The 16,481-nt window shown below is 65.7% G+C and carries 19 protein-coding genes and 1 tRNA gene; 14 read left to right on the plus strand and 6 right to left on the minus strand.

Features of this window, described 5'->3' with window-relative positions:
- From AC6H42_RS00020 to AC6H42_RS00040, 5 genes are all read left to right on the plus strand, one after another.
- Positions 1 to 631 (plus strand): TadE/TadG family type IV pilus assembly protein (locus tag AC6H42_RS00020; RefSeq protein ID WP_497547107.1); only part of this gene is annotated, 631 nt, incomplete at its 5' end.
- Positions 632 to 660: 29 nt separating this feature from the next.
- On the plus strand, positions 661 to 1,836 hold the full coding sequence (locus AC6H42_RS00025) for a CpaE/TadZ family protein (RefSeq protein WP_057158454.1): 1,176 nt from the start codon (positions 661 to 663) through the stop codon (positions 1,834 to 1,836).
- Between the two features lie 22 nt (positions 1,837 to 1,858).
- Positions 1,859 to 3,226, plus strand: coding sequence for a TadA family conjugal transfer-associated ATPase (locus tag AC6H42_RS00030; RefSeq protein WP_082552217.1), 1,368 nt, complete (start codon positions 1,859 to 1,861; stop codon positions 3,224 to 3,226).
- 21 nt (positions 3,227 to 3,247) lie between these two features.
- Entirely contained in the window at positions 3,248 to 4,240 is a 993-nt protein-coding gene (locus tag AC6H42_RS00035) for a type II secretion system F family protein (RefSeq protein WP_057158452.1), read from the plus strand.
- A complete protein-coding gene (locus AC6H42_RS00040; RefSeq protein WP_057158451.1) occupies positions 4,237 to 5,187 on the plus strand; it encodes a type II secretion system F family protein in 951 nt (316 codons plus the stop codon). Before AC6H42_RS00035 ends, AC6H42_RS00040 begins: the two co-directional genes overlap by 4 nt.
- A 10-nt stretch (positions 5,188 to 5,197) precedes the next feature.
- Here AC6H42_RS00040 and AC6H42_RS00045 read toward each other — a convergent pair whose 3' ends face one another.
- The 3 genes from AC6H42_RS00045 to AC6H42_RS00055 all read right to left on the minus strand — a co-directional run bounded on the left by AC6H42_RS00045 (position 5,198) and on the right by AC6H42_RS00055 (position 7,467).
- Entirely contained in the window at positions 5,198 to 5,959 is a 762-nt protein-coding gene (locus AC6H42_RS00045) for a GIN domain-containing protein (protein ID WP_057158450.1), read from the minus strand.
- Between the two features lie 39 nt (positions 5,960 to 5,998).
- Complete coding sequence (locus AC6H42_RS00050) at positions 5,999 to 6,205, minus strand: hypothetical protein (RefSeq protein ID WP_057158449.1); 207 nt, start codon at positions 6,203 to 6,205, stop codon at positions 5,999 to 6,001.
- Between the two features lie 167 nt (positions 6,206 to 6,372).
- Complete coding sequence (locus AC6H42_RS00055) at positions 6,373 to 7,467, minus strand: tartrate dehydrogenase (RefSeq protein WP_497547108.1); 1,095 nt, start codon at positions 7,465 to 7,467, stop codon at positions 6,373 to 6,375.
- Positions 7,468 to 7,552: 85 nt separating this feature from the next.
- Between AC6H42_RS00055 and AC6H42_RS00060 the strand changes: the two genes are divergently transcribed.
- Positions 7,553 to 8,467: a LysR family transcriptional regulator gene (locus AC6H42_RS00060; protein WP_497547109.1), complete on the plus strand. Its 915-nt coding sequence runs from the start codon at positions 7,553 to 7,555 to the stop codon at positions 8,465 to 8,467.
- Here AC6H42_RS00060 and AC6H42_RS00065 read toward each other — a convergent pair.
- The 3 genes from AC6H42_RS00065 to mscL all read right to left on the minus strand — a co-directional run bounded on the left by AC6H42_RS00065 (position 8,464) and on the right by mscL (position 10,835).
- Entirely contained in the window at positions 8,464 to 9,156 is a 693-nt protein-coding gene (locus tag AC6H42_RS00065; RefSeq protein WP_057158446.1) for a DUF2461 domain-containing protein, read from the minus strand. The genes AC6H42_RS00060 and AC6H42_RS00065 overlap by 4 nt on opposite strands.
- 21 nt (positions 9,157 to 9,177) lie before the next feature.
- Complete coding sequence (locus AC6H42_RS00070) at positions 9,178 to 10,344, minus strand: S1C family serine protease (RefSeq protein ID WP_497547110.1); 1,167 nt, start codon at positions 10,342 to 10,344, stop codon at positions 9,178 to 9,180.
- A 71-nt stretch (positions 10,345 to 10,415) separates the two neighbouring features.
- Positions 10,416 to 10,835 (minus strand): large conductance mechanosensitive channel protein MscL, encoded by a 420-nt coding sequence (gene mscL, locus AC6H42_RS00075; RefSeq protein ID WP_057158444.1) that lies wholly within the window; start codon positions 10,833 to 10,835, stop codon positions 10,416 to 10,418.
- 206 nt (positions 10,836 to 11,041) lie between these two features.
- On the opposite strand from mscL, the gene petA reads away from it, so the two are divergent.
- The 8 genes from petA (at position 11,042) to AC6H42_RS00115 (ending at position 16,476) form a co-directional block, all read left to right on the plus strand.
- Positions 11,042 to 11,650, plus strand: a complete 609-nt coding sequence (gene petA, locus AC6H42_RS00080; RefSeq protein WP_057158443.1) for a ubiquinol-cytochrome c reductase iron-sulfur subunit — start codon at positions 11,042 to 11,044, stop codon at positions 11,648 to 11,650.
- A gap of 2 nt (positions 11,651 to 11,652) precedes the next feature.
- Entirely contained in the window at positions 11,653 to 13,065 is a 1,413-nt protein-coding gene (locus tag AC6H42_RS00085) for a cytochrome b (protein ID WP_057158442.1), read from the plus strand.
- Positions 13,066 to 13,096: 31 nt separating this feature from the next.
- On the plus strand, positions 13,097 to 13,861 hold the full coding sequence (locus tag AC6H42_RS00090) for a cytochrome c1 (RefSeq protein WP_057158441.1): 765 nt from the start codon (positions 13,097 to 13,099) through the stop codon (positions 13,859 to 13,861).
- Positions 13,862 to 13,977: 116 nt separating this feature from the next.
- Complete coding sequence (locus tag AC6H42_RS00095; RefSeq protein ID WP_050409980.1) at positions 13,978 to 14,589, plus strand: glutathione S-transferase N-terminal domain-containing protein; 612 nt, start codon at positions 13,978 to 13,980, stop codon at positions 14,587 to 14,589.
- Positions 14,590 to 14,591: 2 nt separating this feature from the next.
- Positions 14,592 to 15,125 (plus strand): ClpXP protease specificity-enhancing factor, encoded by a 534-nt coding sequence (locus AC6H42_RS00100; RefSeq protein WP_057158440.1) that lies wholly within the window; start codon positions 14,592 to 14,594, stop codon positions 15,123 to 15,125.
- Between the two features lie 19 nt (positions 15,126 to 15,144).
- Positions 15,145 to 15,220 (plus strand) — tRNA-Thr (locus tag AC6H42_RS00105).
- A 200-nt stretch (positions 15,221 to 15,420) separates the two neighbouring features.
- Positions 15,421 to 15,834 (plus strand): cupin domain-containing protein, encoded by a 414-nt coding sequence (locus AC6H42_RS00110; RefSeq protein ID WP_057158693.1) that lies wholly within the window; start codon positions 15,421 to 15,423, stop codon positions 15,832 to 15,834.
- Positions 15,835 to 15,933: 99 nt separating this feature from the next.
- Positions 15,934 to 16,476 carry a hypothetical protein gene (locus AC6H42_RS00115; RefSeq protein ID WP_497547111.1) on the plus strand — a complete coding sequence of 181 codons (543 nt, stop codon included), beginning with the start codon at positions 15,934 to 15,936 and terminating at the stop codon, positions 16,474 to 16,476.
- Positions 16,477 to 16,481: the final 5 nt, after the last annotated feature.

The following is a 16,481-nucleotide window of genomic DNA, read 5'->3' on the forward strand; positions in this document are numbered from 1 at the left end:
AACTAGACACTGCGTTGAACATGGCCGCAGACGTACTCTTCGGCGTCCGGCCGCCGGCGTGCTGCTGATCGAACTGGCGCTGGCGCTGCCGCTCTTCCTGCTGTTCATGTACGGCCTGCTGGAATGCGCGCGCCTGATCTATTTGTGGAACACGCTGCAGGAAGTCACGCGCAGCGCCGCGCGCGCAGCCGCCATGGCCGACTACACCGACCCGGCGGCCATGGCGGCGCTACGCCGGCGCGCGCTGTTCCGGCCCGGCGGCGGCTCCTTGCCGATGGCGCCGTCGTTCGGCCCGGGCCATTTGCGCATCGAGTACTTGTGGCAGGACGCGGCCGGCGCGCTGCAGCCGGTGGCCGCCGCGGCGCGTGCGCCGTGCCCGGCGCTGAACCGGCTGTACTGCCTGCGCAATCCGAATGGCAGCGATTGCATCCGCCATGTGCGCGTCAGCGTGTGCGACCCGGCCGATGCGGCCAGCTGCCAGCCGGTGCCGTTCCAGGCCCTGCTGCCGCTGCCGCAGCTGAACTGGCAGGGCCTTGCGCTGCCGGCTTCGGCCACCACCGCGCGCGCCGAGGCGCTGGGATATCAGCCGGGCAGCGCGCTGTGCGCCGCGCCTGCCCCGCCGCCTCCCTGACACGGCGCGCTCTTTGAGAGGGAAGACCCATGAAAGCCTTGATGATAAGCCGGGACAGCCTGCTGCACGCCGAGGTGGCGGCGCAGGGATCGGCGCGCATGCCGGCGGTGCAGCTGGTGGCCACGCGCCAGGGATTGCGCGACGCGGTCGAGCGGGTGCTGGCCGAGCCGCCCGAACTGGTGATCTTTGACGCCAGCGACATGGCGCCGGGGGAGGCCGAGCTGGTCGAACGCCTCGGCAAGCACTATCCGCGCGCCTCCTACATGATGCTCACGCGCGAGCCGCAGCAGGACCTGCTGATCCGCGCCATGCGCGCCGGCATGCGCGAGGTGCTGCCGCTGCCGCTGGTGCACCGCGCCTTCCACGAGGCCATGGACCGCATCGAAATCGAGACCGGCGTCACCCATATGCGCGACGGCAAGGCGCTGGCCTTCATTTCCTGCAAGGGCGGCAGCGGGGCCACTTTCCTGGCCACCAATTTCGGCTATGCGCTGGCGGTGCTGGCCGAGCGCAAAGTGCTGCTGATCGACCTGCACGGCCAGTTCGGCGACGCCACGCTGTACGTGTCGGACCAGAAGCCGGCCATGACGCTGTCCGACATCTGCGCCCAGATCGGCCGCATGGACGGCGCCTTCCTCGATTCCTGCCTGGTGCACGTGACGCCCAACTTCGGCGTGCTGGCGGCGGCCGACGATCCGCACCAGGTGTCGGACATGAAGCCCGACCACATGGACGCCATCCTGCGCGTGGCGCGCCAGCACTACGACTACATCGTGCTGGACGTGGGGCGCCAGATCGACGCCATCTCGCTGCGCGCGCTGGACGGCGCCGACGCGATCTACCCGGTGCTGCAGCTGGCGCTGCCCGACATCCGCGACGGCCGCCGCCTGCTCGACATTTTCCGCTCGCTCGGCTACCCGGGCGAACGCATCCGCCTGATCGTCAACCGCTACGAGCGTGGCGGCAAGCTGCGCCTGGCCGACCTGGAGCAGGCGCTGGGCGCGGAGGTGATGCACACGGTGCCGAACGACTACCTGTCGGCCACCGATTCGGTGAACCAGGGCGTGCCGCTGCTGCAGCTGTCGCGCAGCAGCCCGGTGGCGCGCAGCCTGGCCGAGCTGGTGGAAATGGTGACGGCGCGCCGGGTCCCGGAAAGCAAGGGCCTGTTCGACCGCCTGTTTGGCCGCAGCGATGCGGAATTGTGAAGGTCCATCCGAGGAGAGCGACATGAGTTTGCGGGAACGCCTTGCCAGTGGCGATGAAACCAGGGGGGCCGTCAACGTGATGGGCTTGCAGCCGGGGCTGATGGGCAGCCTGCCGGACGCGTCCTACCAGGAGCTGCGCAAGACCATGCACCAGACCATCCTGGACCGCATCGACCTGGAGCGCCTGAAGCGTCTCACGCCGGAGCAGTTCAAGCACGAGCTGGCGCTGCTGGTGCAGCGCGTGATCGAGGACGAGCGCATCGTGCTGAACCAGCAGGAGCGGCACCGCCTGGTGCTCGACATCCAGCACGAGATGCTGGGCTTCGGCCCGCTCGAGCCGCTGCTGGCCGACGCCGGCGTGTCCGACATCCTGGTCAACACCTGGTGCAAGGTCTATGTGGAGCGCGCCGGGCGGCTGGAGCTGAGCGGCATCACCTTCCACGACAACGCGCACCTGATGAAGATCATCGAGAAGATCGTCTCGCGCGTGGGCCGCCGCATCGACGAGTCCAGCCCGATGGTGGATGCGCGCCTGCCGGACGGCTCGCGCGTGAACGCCATCATCCCGCCGCTGGCGATCGACGGCCCCATGCTGTCGATTCGCCGTTTCGCGGTGCAGCCGCTGACGGTGGCCAACCTGCTGGCCTACAAGAGCGTCACGCCGCCCATGGTGCAGGTGCTGGAGGCGCTGGGCCACGCCAAGATCAACATCCTGATTTCGGGCGGCACCGGCAGCGGCAAGACCACCTTGCTCAATGTGCTGTCCGGCTTCATTCCCGGCAGCGAGCGCGTGGTCACCATCGAGGACGCGGCCGAGCTGCAACTGCGCCAGCCGCACGTGGTGCGCCTGGAAACGCGCCCGCCGAATATCGAAGGCAAGGGCGAGGTGACGCAGCGCGCGCTGGTGCGCAACGCGCTGCGCATGCGTCCCGACCGCATCATCCTGGGCGAGGTGCGCGGGGCCGAGGCGGTCGACATGCTGCAGGCCATGAACACCGGCCACGAGGGTTCGCTGGCCACCATCCACTCGAACACCCCGCGCGACGCCCTGTCGCGGCTGGAGAACATGGTGGGCATGGCCGGACTGACGCTGACGCCTCGCGCCACGCGCCAGCAGATCTGCTCGGCCATCACGGTGGTGATGCAAGTGTCGCGCCTGACGGACGGCGCGCGCAAGCTGGTCAGCCTGCAGGAGATCACCGGCATGGAAGGCGACATGATCGCCATGCACGAGATCTTCCGCTACGAGCAGACCGGGGTGGACGCCGAGGGCCGGGTGCAGGGCCAGTTCCGCGCCACCGGCGTGCGGCCGCGCTTCGCCGAGCGCCTGCGCCTGTTCGGCGCCGCCGTGCCGGACAGCGCGTTCGATCCGGACAAGATCTACGAATAGGGACAGCTACGGGAGAAGCTTATGGATCTGGTCTTCACGTGCTTCGCGGTGCTGCTGTTCGCTGCCGTGATCCTGTTGATCGAGGGCGCCTGGCTGTGGTGGTCCGGCACCCACGGCGGCGGCGCGCGGCGCATTGCCCGGCGGCTGGAACTGATGGCCGCGCGCGGCGACGACGGCGGCATGGCGCCGCGCGTCACCATCCTCAAGCAGCGCCGCTACAGCGGCGCGCCGTGGCTGGAGCAGCTGCTGCGGCGCGCGCCGCTGTTGCCGCTGGCGGCGCGGCTGGACCGGCTGCTGCTGCAGTCCGGCCTGGGCTTGAGCGTGGCGCGCCTGCTGGGCGTGCAGGCAGCGCTGCTGATGGCGGCCGCCGCGCTGCCGCCGCTGGCCGGCTTGCCGCGCCCGGCGCACTTGCTGTCCCTGGCGGCGGCCGTGCTGGCGCCGGCGCTGCTGCTGTACCGGGCCCGCAGCGCGCGCCTGGCCAAGCTGCAGGAACAACTGCCGGAGGTGGCCGATTTCCTCAGCCGCGCGCTGCGCGCCGGCCATTCCTTCGCCAACGTGCTGCACATGGTGGGCAATGAAATGCCCGAGCCCATCGGCAGAGAATTCCGCATCGCCTATGAGGAGATCAACTATGGCGTGCCGATGAACGAGGCCTTGCACAACCTGGGCGCGCGCATTCCGCTGACGGATTTGCGCTACCTGGTGATCGCGGTGCTGATCCAGCGCGAATCGGGCGGCAACCTGGCCGAATTGCTGGGCAATATCTCGCGCATGGTGCGCGCCCGCCTGCGCCTGCTGGCGCAGATCCGCGTGCTGTCGGCCGAGGGCCGCATGTCGGCCTGGATACTGGGCCTGCTGCCGCTGGCGGCCATGGCGCTGATGTCGCTCACCAGCTACAAGTACATCAGCCTGCTGTGGACCGATCCGGCCGGCGTGACCTTGCTGTGGTACGGCGCGGCCGCCATGCTGGGCGGGCTGCTGTGGATGCGCCAGCTGATACGGATCCGCCTATGAGCGCCCTGCAGTTGGAGTCCGGCCACCTGTTGTTCCTGCTGGTGGTGTTCGTGGTGGTGGCGCTGGTGGCGCTGGCGGCCATGCTGCTGTTCGCGCCAGGCGCGCTGCGCCAGCGCCTGGCCGCGCATGCGCTGCCCGAGGGCGCGGCCGAGCCGCCGTCCGGCTGGGTGGAGCGGGCGGCCAAGGTGGCGCAGCCATTCGTGCGGCTGTCGCTGCCGGAGGAAGGCTGGGAACGTTCGCCGCTGCGTACGCGCTTCATGACGGCGGGCTGGCGCCACGCGTCCGCGCCCACGTTCTATTTCGCCGGCAAGAGCGTGCTGGCGCTGCTGCTGCCGGCGCTGCTGGCGGCGCTGGCCGCCGGCCTGAAGCGCGGCGCCGTGGGCGGGGGCTGGCTGTACTTCCTGCTCGGCGCTGCGGCGGTGGGCTACTACCTGCCCAACGCGCTGCTGGCGCGCACGGCGGCGCGCCGCCAGCGCGACATCTTCGAGCATCTGCCGGACGCGCTGGACCTGCTCACCGTGTGCGTGGAGGCGGGCCTGAGCCTGGAGCGCGCGCTGGCCAAGGTGGCCGGCGAAGTGCATCTGAAGAGCGTGGTGCTGGCGCAGGAGCTGCAGCTGGTGCTGATGGAGATGCGGGCCGGCTTCAGCAAGGAGAAGGCCTTGCGCAACCTGGCGCTGCGCAGCGGCGTGGAGGACGTCGACACCCTGGTGGCGATGCTGATCCAGTCGGAGCGTTTCGGCACCAGCATGGGCGAGTCGCTGAGGGTGCATGCGGAGAACCTGCGCAGCAAGCGCAGCATGATGGCCGAGGAAGCGGCGGCCAAGATCGCGCTCAAGCTGCTGTTCCCGCTGATCTTCTGCATCTTCCCGACGCTGATGATGGTGCTGCTAGGACCGGCCATGCTGCAAATGTCCAGGGTGCTGCTGCCGGCCGTGGGGGCGCGCTAGAGATCCGCGCTCAGTTCCAGGCCACGCTGCCCAGGCCGCGCGCGCTGGCGCTGCGGTTGGCGGGCTTGCCGTACACGGTGGCCGAACCGAGTCCGCTCAGGCGCAGCTTGGCGCTGGTCCTGGCGTAGACGGTGGCGCCGCCCAGGCCGCTGAGGTCGACGTCCACGCTGTCGGCGCGCAGCTGCTGCGCGTCCAGGCTGCCGATGCCGCCCAGTTTCACGTTCAGGTTTTTGCTTTGGCCGCTGACCACCATCTGCCCGGCGCCGCGCAGGTCCAGGCCCACCGAGTCGGCCTCGCCGGCGTTCACATGCATGCTGCCTACGCCGGTCAGCTTGGCGTTCAAGGTGCGGTAGCGCGAGGTCAGGCTGACCGCGCCCGCGCCTTCCAGTGCCAGGCGCATTTCGTCGCCGGAGAAGCCGCTCACTTCGGTCGACCCCACGCCGGCCGACACCAGTTCGCGCAGATTGGGCAGGGTCAGTTCCGCGTGCAGGTTATTGCTGTGCATTTGCACGCCGCGCAGCTCGGTGCCGATGCGCAGCGTGTCGCCGGTTTGCACCACGGTCACTTTGGGCAGGTAGCGCTTGTCGCCGCTGACCACCAGCGAGGCGGTCGGGCCCTGCTTGATATTCAGGCTGATGACGCCATCCAGCACCACTTTCACGGCACGCGCATCGATGCTGCGGCTTTCGCTGGCCAGTTCCTGGGCGATCACGGCGCCGTGCGTCGCGTACAGGGTGACGGCCATCATCGTTGCGCTGATAAAGTTGTTCATTGCGTGCTCCGGGCGAGTGGTGTGCGGCATGTGCTGCGCTTAGTTGGCGAGCGCGGCTTTTTCAGCTGCGCTCAGCCGTTTTGCGGTAATCGTCACCACCGGCATGGCGGTCGCGGCGGGGGCAGCCTTGACGGCCTTGGCGACGGTGGCCGGTGCTGCCGGCACGGCGGCAGTGGCGATGCTGGCGGCGCCGGCCAGGACAACGGCGGCGATGAAGATGGCTTCCATGTTTTTAGCGATGTTCATGATGTTTCTCCTTGTGAGTTCGGTTCGTGCTGCGTTGGTGTTTGCGTTTGCGTTGAGTGAACTATAGATAAACCCAACGCACCACTCCACCGGAGTGCGACGAACTGCGAATTCGGCGACATGAACTGCAAATAGGAGAGCCTGAGCGCGCCCGGCGCGGCCCGACATCAGATCAGCGCGGCGATCGCCTCTCCCATGCCGGTGGTGCTGGCGCTGCCACCCATGTCGGGCGTGCGCGGGCCCTGCACCAGCACGGTTTCTATGGCGCGCATGATGTCGTCGTGCGCGCTCTTGAAGGCGGCCTGCTGCGCAGCATCCGCCAGGCCCTGGCCGAGGAACTCCAGCATCAGCGCGCCGGACCAGATCATGGCCACCGGGTTGGCAATGTTCTTGCCCGCGATGTCGGGCGCCGAGCCGTGCACCGGTTCGAACAGCGAGGGGAATACGCGCTCCGGGTTCAGGTTGGCGGAGGGCGCGATGCCGATGGTGCCGGTGCAGGCCGGGCCCAGGTCGGACAGGATGTCGCCGAACAGGTTGGACGCCACCACCACGTCGAATCGCTCCGGGCTGAGCACGAAGCGGGCCGCCAGGATGTCGACGTGGTACTGGTCCCAGCGCACGTCCGGGTAGCCGTCCGCCATCCGCTTCACGCGCTCGTCCCAGTACGGCATGCTGATGGCGATGCCGTTCGACTTGGTGGCCGAGGTCAGGTGCTGCTTGGGGCGGCTGTGCGCCAGCTCGAAGGCGTACTTCAGGATGCGGTCCACGCCCTTGCGCGTAAACACGGCTTCCTGCAGCACCGTTTCGCGCTCCGTGCCTTCAAAGATGCGCCCGCCCACCGACGAGTACTCGCCCTCGGTGTTCTCGCGCACCACGAAGAAGTCGATATCGCCCGGCTGCTTGTTGGCCAGCGGGCAGGGCACGCCGGGCATCAGGCGCACCGGGCGCAGGTTCACATACTGGTCGAATGCGCGCCGGAACTTGATCAGCGAGCCCCACAGCGATACGTGGTCGGGCACCGTGTCCGGCCAGCCGACGGCGCCGAAGTAGATCGCGTCGTAATCCTTCAGCTGCGCGAACCAGTCGTCCGGCATCATCTTGCCGTGGCTGGCGTAGTAGTTGCAGTCGGCCCAGTCGAAGCGGGTGAATTCCAGCGCCAGCGCGTGTTTGCGCGCTGCCGCCTGGACGGCGCGCAGGCCCTCCGGCATGACTTCCTGGCCGATGCCGTCGCCGGCGATGACTGCGATGCGATGCGTTTTCATGCGTCCTCCTGTGAATGAGCTTTTAGCATAGCGTTAATCGCCAGCGCTATAATCGGCTGATTCGTAATTGCGGCATGCACATATCGTGAATGATCAACCTTTGCTGGCCGACCTGCGGCTGTTCTGCACCCTGGTGCGCGAACGCGGTTTTGCCGCCGCCGCGCGCGCGCTGGGCGTGTCCAATGCCTATGTCAGCAAGCGCATCGCGCTGCTGGAGCAGTCGCTGCAGGTGAAGCTGTTGCACCGGACCACGCGCAGCGTGACGGTGACGGAGCAGGGCGCCCTGGTGCACCAGTGGGCGCAGCGGATACTGGAGGACGTGGACCAGATGCGGGACGCGGTGTCGACCGGGCAGCGCGCGCCCAGCGGCCTGCTGCGCCTCTGCACCAGTTCCGGCTTCGGCCGCAACCGGGTGGCGCCGGCCATCTCGGCGCTGGCGCTGCGCTATCCGGCGATGGAAATCCAGCTGGAGCTGCTGGACCGCCCGGTCGACCTGATAGGCGAAGGCTTCCACCTGGACATCCGGGTGGGCGAGGCGCACGAGCCGCACCTGATGTCGCGCCGCATCGCCGCCAACCAGCGGGTGCTGTGCGCGGCGCCGTCCTACCTGGCCCGGCATGGCGCGCCGGCCACCCTGGCCGAGCTGGCGCAGCACCGCTGCATCGTGGTCCGCGAGCGCGACCAGGGGCACGACCATAGCGCGGGCCGCTGGCTGCTGACCGGGCCGGCCGGCATGGAGTCGGTGAAGGTGGCCGGGCCGCTATCGGCCAGCAATGGCGAAATCGTCCACCAGTGGGCGCTGGACGGCCACGGCATCATCTTGCGTTCGATCTGGGATGTGGGGCCTGCGCTGGCGCGCGGCGCGCTGCAGCGGGTGCTGCCGGCCTATGCCCAGCCGGCCGACGTGTGGGCGGTCTACACGTCGCGGCTGTCCACCTCGGCCAAGGTGCGGGTGTGCGTCGAGTTTATCGAGCAGTGGCTGGCGGGGGAGACGGCTTAGTCTTCCGCTACTTCTTCCACCTTGGCCGAGCGCATCCAGGTCACCAGCGGGTAGGCGTCCTTCAGGCCGTTGGCGATCAGTGGCAGCAGCAGGTCCGGCTTGTTCAGGTCCAGCTTCATCTCGGTCCACACGAAGAAGCTCTTCAGCTTGATGAACTCGATGTGTTCATGGTCCGCATCGAAGCCCTTGGGCGGGCGCTGCAGCTTGCCCTCGTCCTGGATGGTGCCGTAGCGCGCCTTCAGTGCCTTGTTCTTCAGGGCCTTGGAAAAGCCGGCCGCGTCTTCCACCATGTGCTTGCGCAGCGCCCTGGTGCGCTCCGGCGGCGGCATGTACTCGCCGGCGCCGAACAGCAGCCGGCCTTCGCCGTCCAGCTGGAAATAGTAGGTGGGGCCGCCGGCCTTGGACGGGCGGCGCATGTCGTTGGGCGCGATGGCGGCCGAGAAGCGCGTCTTGTACGGGCTCTTGTCGTGGGCGAAGCGCACGTCGCGGTTGATGCGGAACATGGCCTTCTTCGGATTGCAGAACTTCACCGCCGGGTCGAATTTGCCCAGCTCGGCGATCACTTGCGTGACCAGTTCCAGGAATTCTTCGCGCAGGATGTCGTAGCGCGGCTTGTTCATGATGAACCAGGGGCGGTTGTTGTTGTCGGCCAGTTCGGTGAGGTAGTTCTTCAGGTCGCGCAGGTGCATGTCGGATCGGGGGCGGGTGTTTTATCGTGAAATCGGGCGCTTGCCCACGGTAATGGCAAGGTCCGTCTCGCGGCTCTTGCGCAGCACCCGCATTGTAGCTTTTTCCCCCGGCGGCAGTTGGGCGATCAGATTGAGCATGTCGTTGGTGTCGTTGACCGCCTTGCCCTCGACCTGCAGCAGGATGTCGCCCGGCTTCATGCCGCCCTTGTCGGCCGGGCCGTTGCGCACCACGCCGGCGATGATGGCGCCGCTTTGCACCTTGAGGCCGAAGCTCTCGGCCAGCTCGGGCGTGATTTCCTGCGATTCCACGCCGATCCAGCCGCGCACCACGTGGCCCGAGCTGATGATCGATTCCATCACGGTCTTGGCGGTGGACACGGGAATGGCGAAGCCGATGCCCACCGAGCCGCCGGTCTGCGAGTAGATGGCCGAGTTGATGCCCAGCAGGTTGCCACTGGTGTCGATCAGCGCGCCGCCCGAGTTGCCGAAGTTGATGGCGGCGTCGGTCTGGATAAAGTTTTCGAAGTTGTTGATATGTAAATTATTGCGGCCCAGCGCGGAAATGATGCCCATGGTGACGGTCTGTCCCACGCCGAAGGGGTTGCCGATGGCCAATACCACGTCGCCCACCTTGGCCTGCTCGGCGTGGCCCAGCACGATCACCGGCAGCTTGTCCAGGTCCACCTTGATCACGGCCAGGTCGGTTTCGGGGTCGGTGCCCACCACCCTGGCGGCGGCCTTGCGGCCGTCGGCCAGCACCACCTGGATCTCGTCGGCGGCGTCGACCACGTGGTTGTTGGTCAGGATGTAGCCTTGCGGGCTGACGATCACGCCCGAGCCGAGGCTGGACTGGTCGTCCTCGTCGCCGTCACGGTCGCGGTCGCCGAAGAATTTCTTGAAGAAGGGATCGCGCGTGAGCGGATGCTTGCGGCGCGGCGCCTTGGTGGTGAGCACGTTGACCACGGCCGGCATGGCTTGCGCCGCCGCCGCCCGGTACGAGCCCGGCGAGGGGGACGCATGGCCGCCCAGCAGGGCGCTGCGGGCCGCGCCCGCCGGCGTGGACGGCGCGGCGCCCAGCCCGGGCACGCCCGGCAAGCCTTGCCAGTCCGGCCGCATGGCGCTGTAGACGAAGTACAGCGCCAGGACCACGGTCACCGCTTGTGCAAACAATAACCATAGTCGTCGCATGATGCCGTCCTAACCGGGCGCCCAGCTTGGCGTCCTAACTTTGCCGCCGGGCGCTGCGCGTGCCGCCAGGCTTATTTTTTCAGTGCGTCGCGGATTTCACGCAGCAGCAGGATGTCCTCGGCGGTCGGCGCCGGCGTCTCCGTCGGAGCAGGCTCGGCTTTGCGGGCCTTCTGCAGCATGCGCACCATCTGGAAGATGATGAACGCGAGGATGATGAAGTTTAACAGGATGGTCAGGAAGTTGCCGTACGCCAGTACCGCGCCCAGCTTCTTCGCTTCCACCAGGCTCAGATTGGCGGCCTGGCCGTTCAGTGGCAGGTAATAGTTGGCGAAATCCAGGCCGCCGATCAGCCTGCCGATCGGCGGCATGATGATGTCCTGCACCAGCGAATCGACGATCTTGCTGAAGGCCGCGCCGACGATCACGCCGACCGCCAGGTCGACCACGTTGCCCTTCATGGCAAATTCTTTGAACTCTTGCATCATGCCCATTGTGACCTCCTTGCTATGTTGTATAGCCGATCATAGCGTGTTTTTTAGCAACTGGGCGATAGTCTGCGACGATCGGGATGGGGCAGAATTTAGACAAATGCAACGTTTCGCTTTAAAACGGTTTTGGCTTCACCTATAATCTAAGGTTGCTGGAAGCTTGGTTAACGCATAATAACTATTTCGCAATTTGATGATTGGGGTTTGGTATGAGTAACGATAAGCAGGTCGATTCTGGCCGTCGTGGCTTGATCGCCGCAACATGCGCGGCAGGTGGCGTAGTTGGACTGTCCACCGCCGGTGTCCTGGTAAGCACCTTCCAGCCGTCCGAGCGAGCGAAAGCGGCCGGCGCACCTGTCGAAGTCGATATCTCCACGCTGCAGCCGGGCGAAATGCGCACTGTCGAATGGCGCGGCAAGCCGGTCTGGATCCTCAAGCGCACGCCGGAAATGGTTGCCTCGCTGAAAAAGACCGAAGGCAAGGTGGCCGACGCCGACTCCAAGCGCAACCCGGACGAGTACACCCCGGAATACTGCCGCAACCAGAACCGCTCCATCAAACCTGAAATCCTGGTCGCGGTGGGCATCTGCACCCACCTCGGCTGCTCGCCATCGTCGAAATTCACCCCGGGACCGCAGCCGTCGCTGCCGGACGACTGGGAAGGCGGCTTCCTGTGCCCATGCCACGGCTCCACCTTTGACATGGCCGGCCGCGTCTACAAGAACAAGCCTGCGCCGGACAACCTGCAGGTTCCGCGTCATATGTATCTGGGCGACACCAAGCTGGTGATCGGCAAAGACGAGAAAGGCGAGGCATAAACATGGCTGCTTTTAAAGAGACGAAACTCCCCGCCAATGCCCCGGTGGCGCAAAAAGCGCTGGGCTGGGTCGACGACCGCTTCCCGCTGACCAAGCTGTGGAACGACCAGTGGGGCAAGTACTACGCCCCGAAAAACTTCAATTTCTGGTACATCTTCGGCTCGCTGGCCATGCTGGTGCTGGTGCTGCAGATCGTCACCGGCATCTTCCTGACCATGCACTACAAGCCGGACGCCAACCTGGCCTTCGGCTCGGTGGAATACATCATGCGCGAAGTGCCGTGGGGCTGGCTGGTGCGCTATATGCACTCGACCGGCGCCTCGGCCTTCTTCATCATCGTCTACCTGCACATGACGCGCGGCCTGCTGTACGGTTCCTACCGCAAGCCACGTGAACTGATCTGGCTGTTCGGCTTCGCCATCTTCCTGTGCCTGATGGCCGAAGCGTTCTTCGGCTACCTGCTGCCATGGGGCCAGATGTCGTACTGGGGCGCCCAGGTGATCGTCAACCTGTTCGGCGCCATCCCGCTGATCGGCCCCGACCTGTCGCTGTGGATCCGCGGCGACTACGTGGTGTCCGACGCCACCCTGAACCGCTTCTTCGCCTTCCACGTGATCGCCATCCCGCTGGTGCTGCTGGGCCTGGTTGCCGCCCACCTGATCGCACTGCACGAAGTCGGCTCGTCCAATCCGGACGGCATCGAAGTCAAAGAGAACCTGGGCCCGGACGGCCATCCGGTCGACTCGATCCCGTCGCACCCGTACTACACCGTGCACGACCTGTTCGGCGTGTCGGTGTTCCTGCTGATCTTCAGCACCGTGGTGTTCTTCGCGCCTGAAATGGGCGGCTACTTCCTGGAATACAACAACTTCCTGCCGGGCGATTCGCTGAAGACCCCGCTGCACATCGCGCCAACCTGGTACTTCACGCCGTTCTACTCGGTGCTGCGCGCCACCACCGCCGACTTCATGTGGGTACTGATGGTGGCCGTGGCTGCCTACGTGGCCTTCCTGTGGCTGAAATCGCGCCTGGCCTTCACCACCAAGGCGGCCATCGCCGTGGTGGCGCTGGTGGCCATCGTCGGCATGCTGCCGTCGGTGCTGGACGCGAAATTCTGGGGCGTGGTGTTCTTCGGCGGTTCCGTCGTGATCCTGGCCTTCCTGCCGTGGCTGGACCATTCGCCGGTGAAGTCGATCCGCTACCGCCCGGACTGGCACAAATATGTGTACGCCGTGTTCGGCCTGTCGTTCCTGACGCTGGGTTACCTGGGCACCCAGGCGCCAAGCACCATCGGCACCATCGTGTCGCAAGTGTGCACGCTGTATTACTTCTTCTTCTTCCTGCTGATGCCGTGGTGGAGCGCGATGGGCCAGTTCAAACCTGTGCCATCCCGCGTGACTTTCCATCCGCACTGATCCGCCGACCACAGCTCAAAAGGACAAGAATATGAATTTTGCAAAGAAACTGCTTGCGATCCTGGCGCTGCTGCCAGGCCTGGCCCTGGCAAGCGAAAGCAGCCACCCGCTGGACAAGGCGCCGGACCGCTCCACCAACATGGCCGCGCTGCAAAATGGCGCCAAGTTGTTTGTGAACTACTGCCTGAACTGCCATAATGCGTCTTCGATGCGTTTTAACCGCCTCAAGGACCTGGGCCTGACGGAAGAGCAGATCAAGAACAACCTGTTGTTTACCGGCGAAAAAGTGGGCGAAATGATGACCACGGCCATGCCGGCCAAGGACGCCAAAGCCTGGTTCGGCGTGGTGCCGCCGGACTTGTCGGTGATTTCGCGCGCCAAGTCGGGCCCCGGCGGCACCGGCGGCGACTATCTGTACACCTATCTGCGCACCTTCTACAAGGATGACACCCGCCCGAACGGCTGGAACAACCTGATGGTGGCGAACGTGGCCATGCCGCACGTGTTGCATGAACTGCAAGGCGTGCAAGTGGCCAAGTTTGCCGAAGAGAAAGATCCGCACGATCCAAGCAAGAGCGTGCATAAATTCGTCGGCTTCGAGCAGGTCAAGCCGGGCACCATGAGCAAGCTGGAGTTCGACACCAATGTGGCGGACCTGGTCGGCTACATGGAGTGGATGGCCGAACCTGCCGCGCAGACCCGCAAGCGCCTTGGCGTGTGGGTGCTGCTGTTCCTGACCTGCTTCGCGCTGCTGGCCTGGCGTCTGAACGCATCGTACTGGAAAGAGGTCAAATAAGTGAGCATGCCGGCCTAGGCCGGCCATGTTGTTTTGTGCGTCGCCCGCGTGGCGGGCGCGTTCTGGGGTGAGCCGTTCGCGGCTGCATCCCATTTTGTTTCTAAGGAACTACAAAAATGATGGTTCTCTATTCGGGTACAACCTGCCCATTCTCGCAACGCTGCCGCCTGGTCCTGTTTGAAAAAGGCATGGACTTTGAAGTGCGCGACGTCGACCTGTTCAACAAGCCGGAAGACATTTCCACCATGAACCCGTACGGCCAGGTGCCCATCCTGGTCGAGCGCGAACTGATCCTGTACGAATCGAACATCATCAACGAGTACATCGACGAGCGCTTCCCGCACCCGCAGCTGATGCCGGCCGACCCGCTGATGCGCGCCCGTGCGCGCCTGATGCTGTTCAACTTCGAAAAAGAACTGTTCGTGCACGTGCACACGCTGGAAAGCGAGCGCGCCAAGGCCAACGACAAGAGCCACGACAAGGCGCGCGCGGAAATCCGCGACCGCCTGACCACGCTGGCGCCGCTGTTCCTGAAGAACAAGTACATGCTGGGCGACGAGTTCTCCATGCTGGACGTGGCCGTGGCCCCGCTGCTGTGGCGCCTGGACCATTACGGCATCGAGCTGTCGAAGACCGCCGCGCCGCTGATGAAATACGCCGAGCGCATCTTCTCGCGTCCGGCCTACATCGAAGCGCTGACGCCGTCCGAGAAGGTCATGCGCCGCTGATCATGTCCGAGATTTCCACCAAGCCCTACATGCTGCGCGCCATTTACGAATGGTGCACCGACAGCGGCTACACGCCCTACCTGGCCGTGAAAGTCGACGCCGCCACCACGGTGCCGATGGAATACGTCAAGAAGGGCGAGATCGTGCTCAACATCAGCTTCGGCGCCACTTCCGGGCTGAAGATGGACAATGACAGCATCCGCTTCCACGCCCGCTTTGGCGGCGTGTCGCGCGAGATCTACGTGCCGGTCAACAACGTGATGGCCATCTACGCCAACGAAAACGGGCAGGGCATGGCGTTCGAGCCGCAACTGGGCGGCTACGACGACGCGCCGGTCGCCTCGGCGCCGGCCCCGGCTCCGCTGGCGCCGGTGTCCAGCACGCCCACCCTGGCCCCGGTGCCGACCCCGGCGCCGCAAGCGCGCCCGGCCGGCAGCGACGGCGAGGACGAGCAGGGCGGTCCGGATGGCCCGGACGGCGGCGGCGAGCCGCCCAAAAAAGGCGGCGGACGCCCCACCCTCACGCGTATCAAATAGCGTATAATCTTCGCGCAACGCCGACTTAGCTCATTTGGTAGAGCAGTTGATTTGTAATCATCAGGTGGCCAGTTCGAAACCGGCAGTCGGCACCAGATACGGAAAAGCCCAGCCTATATGGCTGGGCTTTTTGCATTTCCAGAACATCTTCTTGTATCCCCGTGTATCAAGTCCGCGCCGGATACATGGCGACTTCTCCGCAGCCTTGTCACGACACATGGCCGATACGCGCCGCCGGTCTAATGGCGGTACGGAATCGATATCCGATCCGGTCAACGCAGAAAAGGACGTCCAGATGAAAACCGTACCCACCATGATGGCAGCAGTAGTGATCGCCGGCAGCGCCCTGCTGGCCCAGGCGGCACACGCGCAGATGCCGATGCAGATGCAGGGCCTGAAGCGCACCGACATCCTGAAGAGCGACTTCAGCGTGCCAGGCCGCGAAGTGCTGCAGGTGCGCGTCGACTTCGAAGAAGGCAGCGAGTCGCCCAAGCACGCCCACCCGGGCGAGGAAATCGCCTTCGTGCTTGAAGGCACGCTGGAATACCGGATCGACGGCCGCCCGCCGGTTACGCTGAAAGTAGGCGACGCGGTCTTCATCCCGGCCGGCGCCATGCACGTGGCCAAGAACGTCGGCACCGGCAACGCGGCAGAACTGGCGACCTATCTGGTGCAGAAGGGCAAGCCGCTGGCGAGCTTTGCCAAATAAGCGACGCTGCTGCCAGCCTGACCCAGCCAATACTTGACTTTCCCCCAGAAAGATGTCATTTTTATATGATAAAAATTACATCGTTATCGAGGGATGAGCATGGGACGCAGGGCAGCTGAATTTCCGAAACCTGCCAGCTGGCAGGACTTTGACCGCCTGGGCCGTGGCCTGATGTCGGCGGTCCATGGCGTGCAGTTCGAGCGCTGGGGGCCGTTGGACCGCAGGGAGCACGGCGCCGACGCCTGGGCCAAGCTGCCTGACGGCAAGGTGCTGCTGCTGCAGTGCAAAGGCCGCAGCCGCAGCTTCGGCAAGTCGCTCAGCATCGCCAACCTGGATGCTGCGGTGCGCGAGATCGACGGTTTCCCGCACCCGGTGCACGAGCTCATCATCCTGACCACCACCCCCGACACCGTCGCGCTGCAGGACCGGGCCGAGGACCTGACCGAGCAGCGCACCAAAGCCGGCCTGTCGCGCGTGTCGCTGCACGGCTGGCACAGCATCGGCAGCCTGCTGGCGCAGCACGAGGCGGCGCTGCAGGGCTATATCCGGCCCCGGCGCCGCCTGTGGCGGCGGCTGGCCCTGCTAGTGTTGGCCGTGCTGCTGACCTGCATGGCCTTCCTGCCAGGCGTCAGGCTGGCCTGAGGCCC

Source organism: Massilia sp. NBRC 108631 (assembly GCF_059704565.1).

What these genes read in the sequence shown, in the direction of transcription:
- AC6H42_RS00025 (WP_057158454.1), top strand. Translation starts at nt 661, where the DNA reads ATGAAAGCCTTGATGATAAGCCGGGACAGCCTGCTGCACGCCGAGGTG.
- AC6H42_RS00030 (WP_082552217.1), top strand. Translation starts at nt 1,859, where the DNA reads ATGAGTTTGCGGGAACGCCTTGCCAGTGGCGATGAAACCAGGGGGGCC.
- AC6H42_RS00035 (WP_057158452.1), top strand. Translation starts at nt 3,248, where the DNA reads ATGGATCTGGTCTTCACGTGCTTCGCGGTGCTGCTGTTCGCTGCCGTG.
- AC6H42_RS00040 (WP_057158451.1), top strand. Translation starts at nt 4,237, where the DNA reads ATGAGCGCCCTGCAGTTGGAGTCCGGCCACCTGTTGTTCCTGCTGGTG.
- AC6H42_RS00045 (WP_057158450.1), bottom strand. Translation starts at nt 5,959, where the DNA reads ATGAACAACTTTATCAGCGCAACGATGATGGCCGTCACCCTGTACGCG.
- AC6H42_RS00050 (WP_057158449.1), bottom strand. Translation starts at nt 6,205, where the DNA reads ATGAACATCGCTAAAAACATGGAAGCCATCTTCATCGCCGCCGTTGTC.
- AC6H42_RS00055 (WP_497547108.1), bottom strand. Translation starts at nt 7,467, where the DNA reads ATGAAAACGCATCGCATCGCAGTCATCGCCGGCGACGGCATCGGCCAG.
- AC6H42_RS00065 (WP_057158446.1), bottom strand. Translation starts at nt 9,156, where the DNA reads ATGCACCTGCGCGACCTGAAGAACTACCTCACCGAACTGGCCGACAAC.
- AC6H42_RS00070 (WP_497547110.1), bottom strand. Translation starts at nt 10,344, where the DNA reads ATGCGACGACTATGGTTATTGTTTGCACAAGCGGTGACCGTGGTCCTG.
- mscL (WP_057158444.1), bottom strand. Translation starts at nt 10,835, where the DNA reads ATGGGCATGATGCAAGAGTTCAAAGAATTTGCCATGAAGGGCAACGTG.
- petA (WP_057158443.1), top strand. Translation starts at nt 11,042, where the DNA reads ATGAGTAACGATAAGCAGGTCGATTCTGGCCGTCGTGGCTTGATCGCC.
- AC6H42_RS00085 (WP_057158442.1), top strand. Translation starts at nt 11,653, where the DNA reads ATGGCTGCTTTTAAAGAGACGAAACTCCCCGCCAATGCCCCGGTGGCG.
- AC6H42_RS00090 (WP_057158441.1), top strand. Translation starts at nt 13,097, where the DNA reads ATGAATTTTGCAAAGAAACTGCTTGCGATCCTGGCGCTGCTGCCAGGC.
- AC6H42_RS00095 (WP_050409980.1), top strand. Translation starts at nt 13,978, where the DNA reads ATGATGGTTCTCTATTCGGGTACAACCTGCCCATTCTCGCAACGCTGC.
- AC6H42_RS00100 (WP_057158440.1), top strand. Translation starts at nt 14,592, where the DNA reads ATGTCCGAGATTTCCACCAAGCCCTACATGCTGCGCGCCATTTACGAA.
- AC6H42_RS00110 (WP_057158693.1), top strand. Translation starts at nt 15,421, where the DNA reads ATGAAAACCGTACCCACCATGATGGCAGCAGTAGTGATCGCCGGCAGC.
- AC6H42_RS00115 (WP_497547111.1), top strand. Translation starts at nt 15,934, where the DNA reads ATGGGACGCAGGGCAGCTGAATTTCCGAAACCTGCCAGCTGGCAGGAC.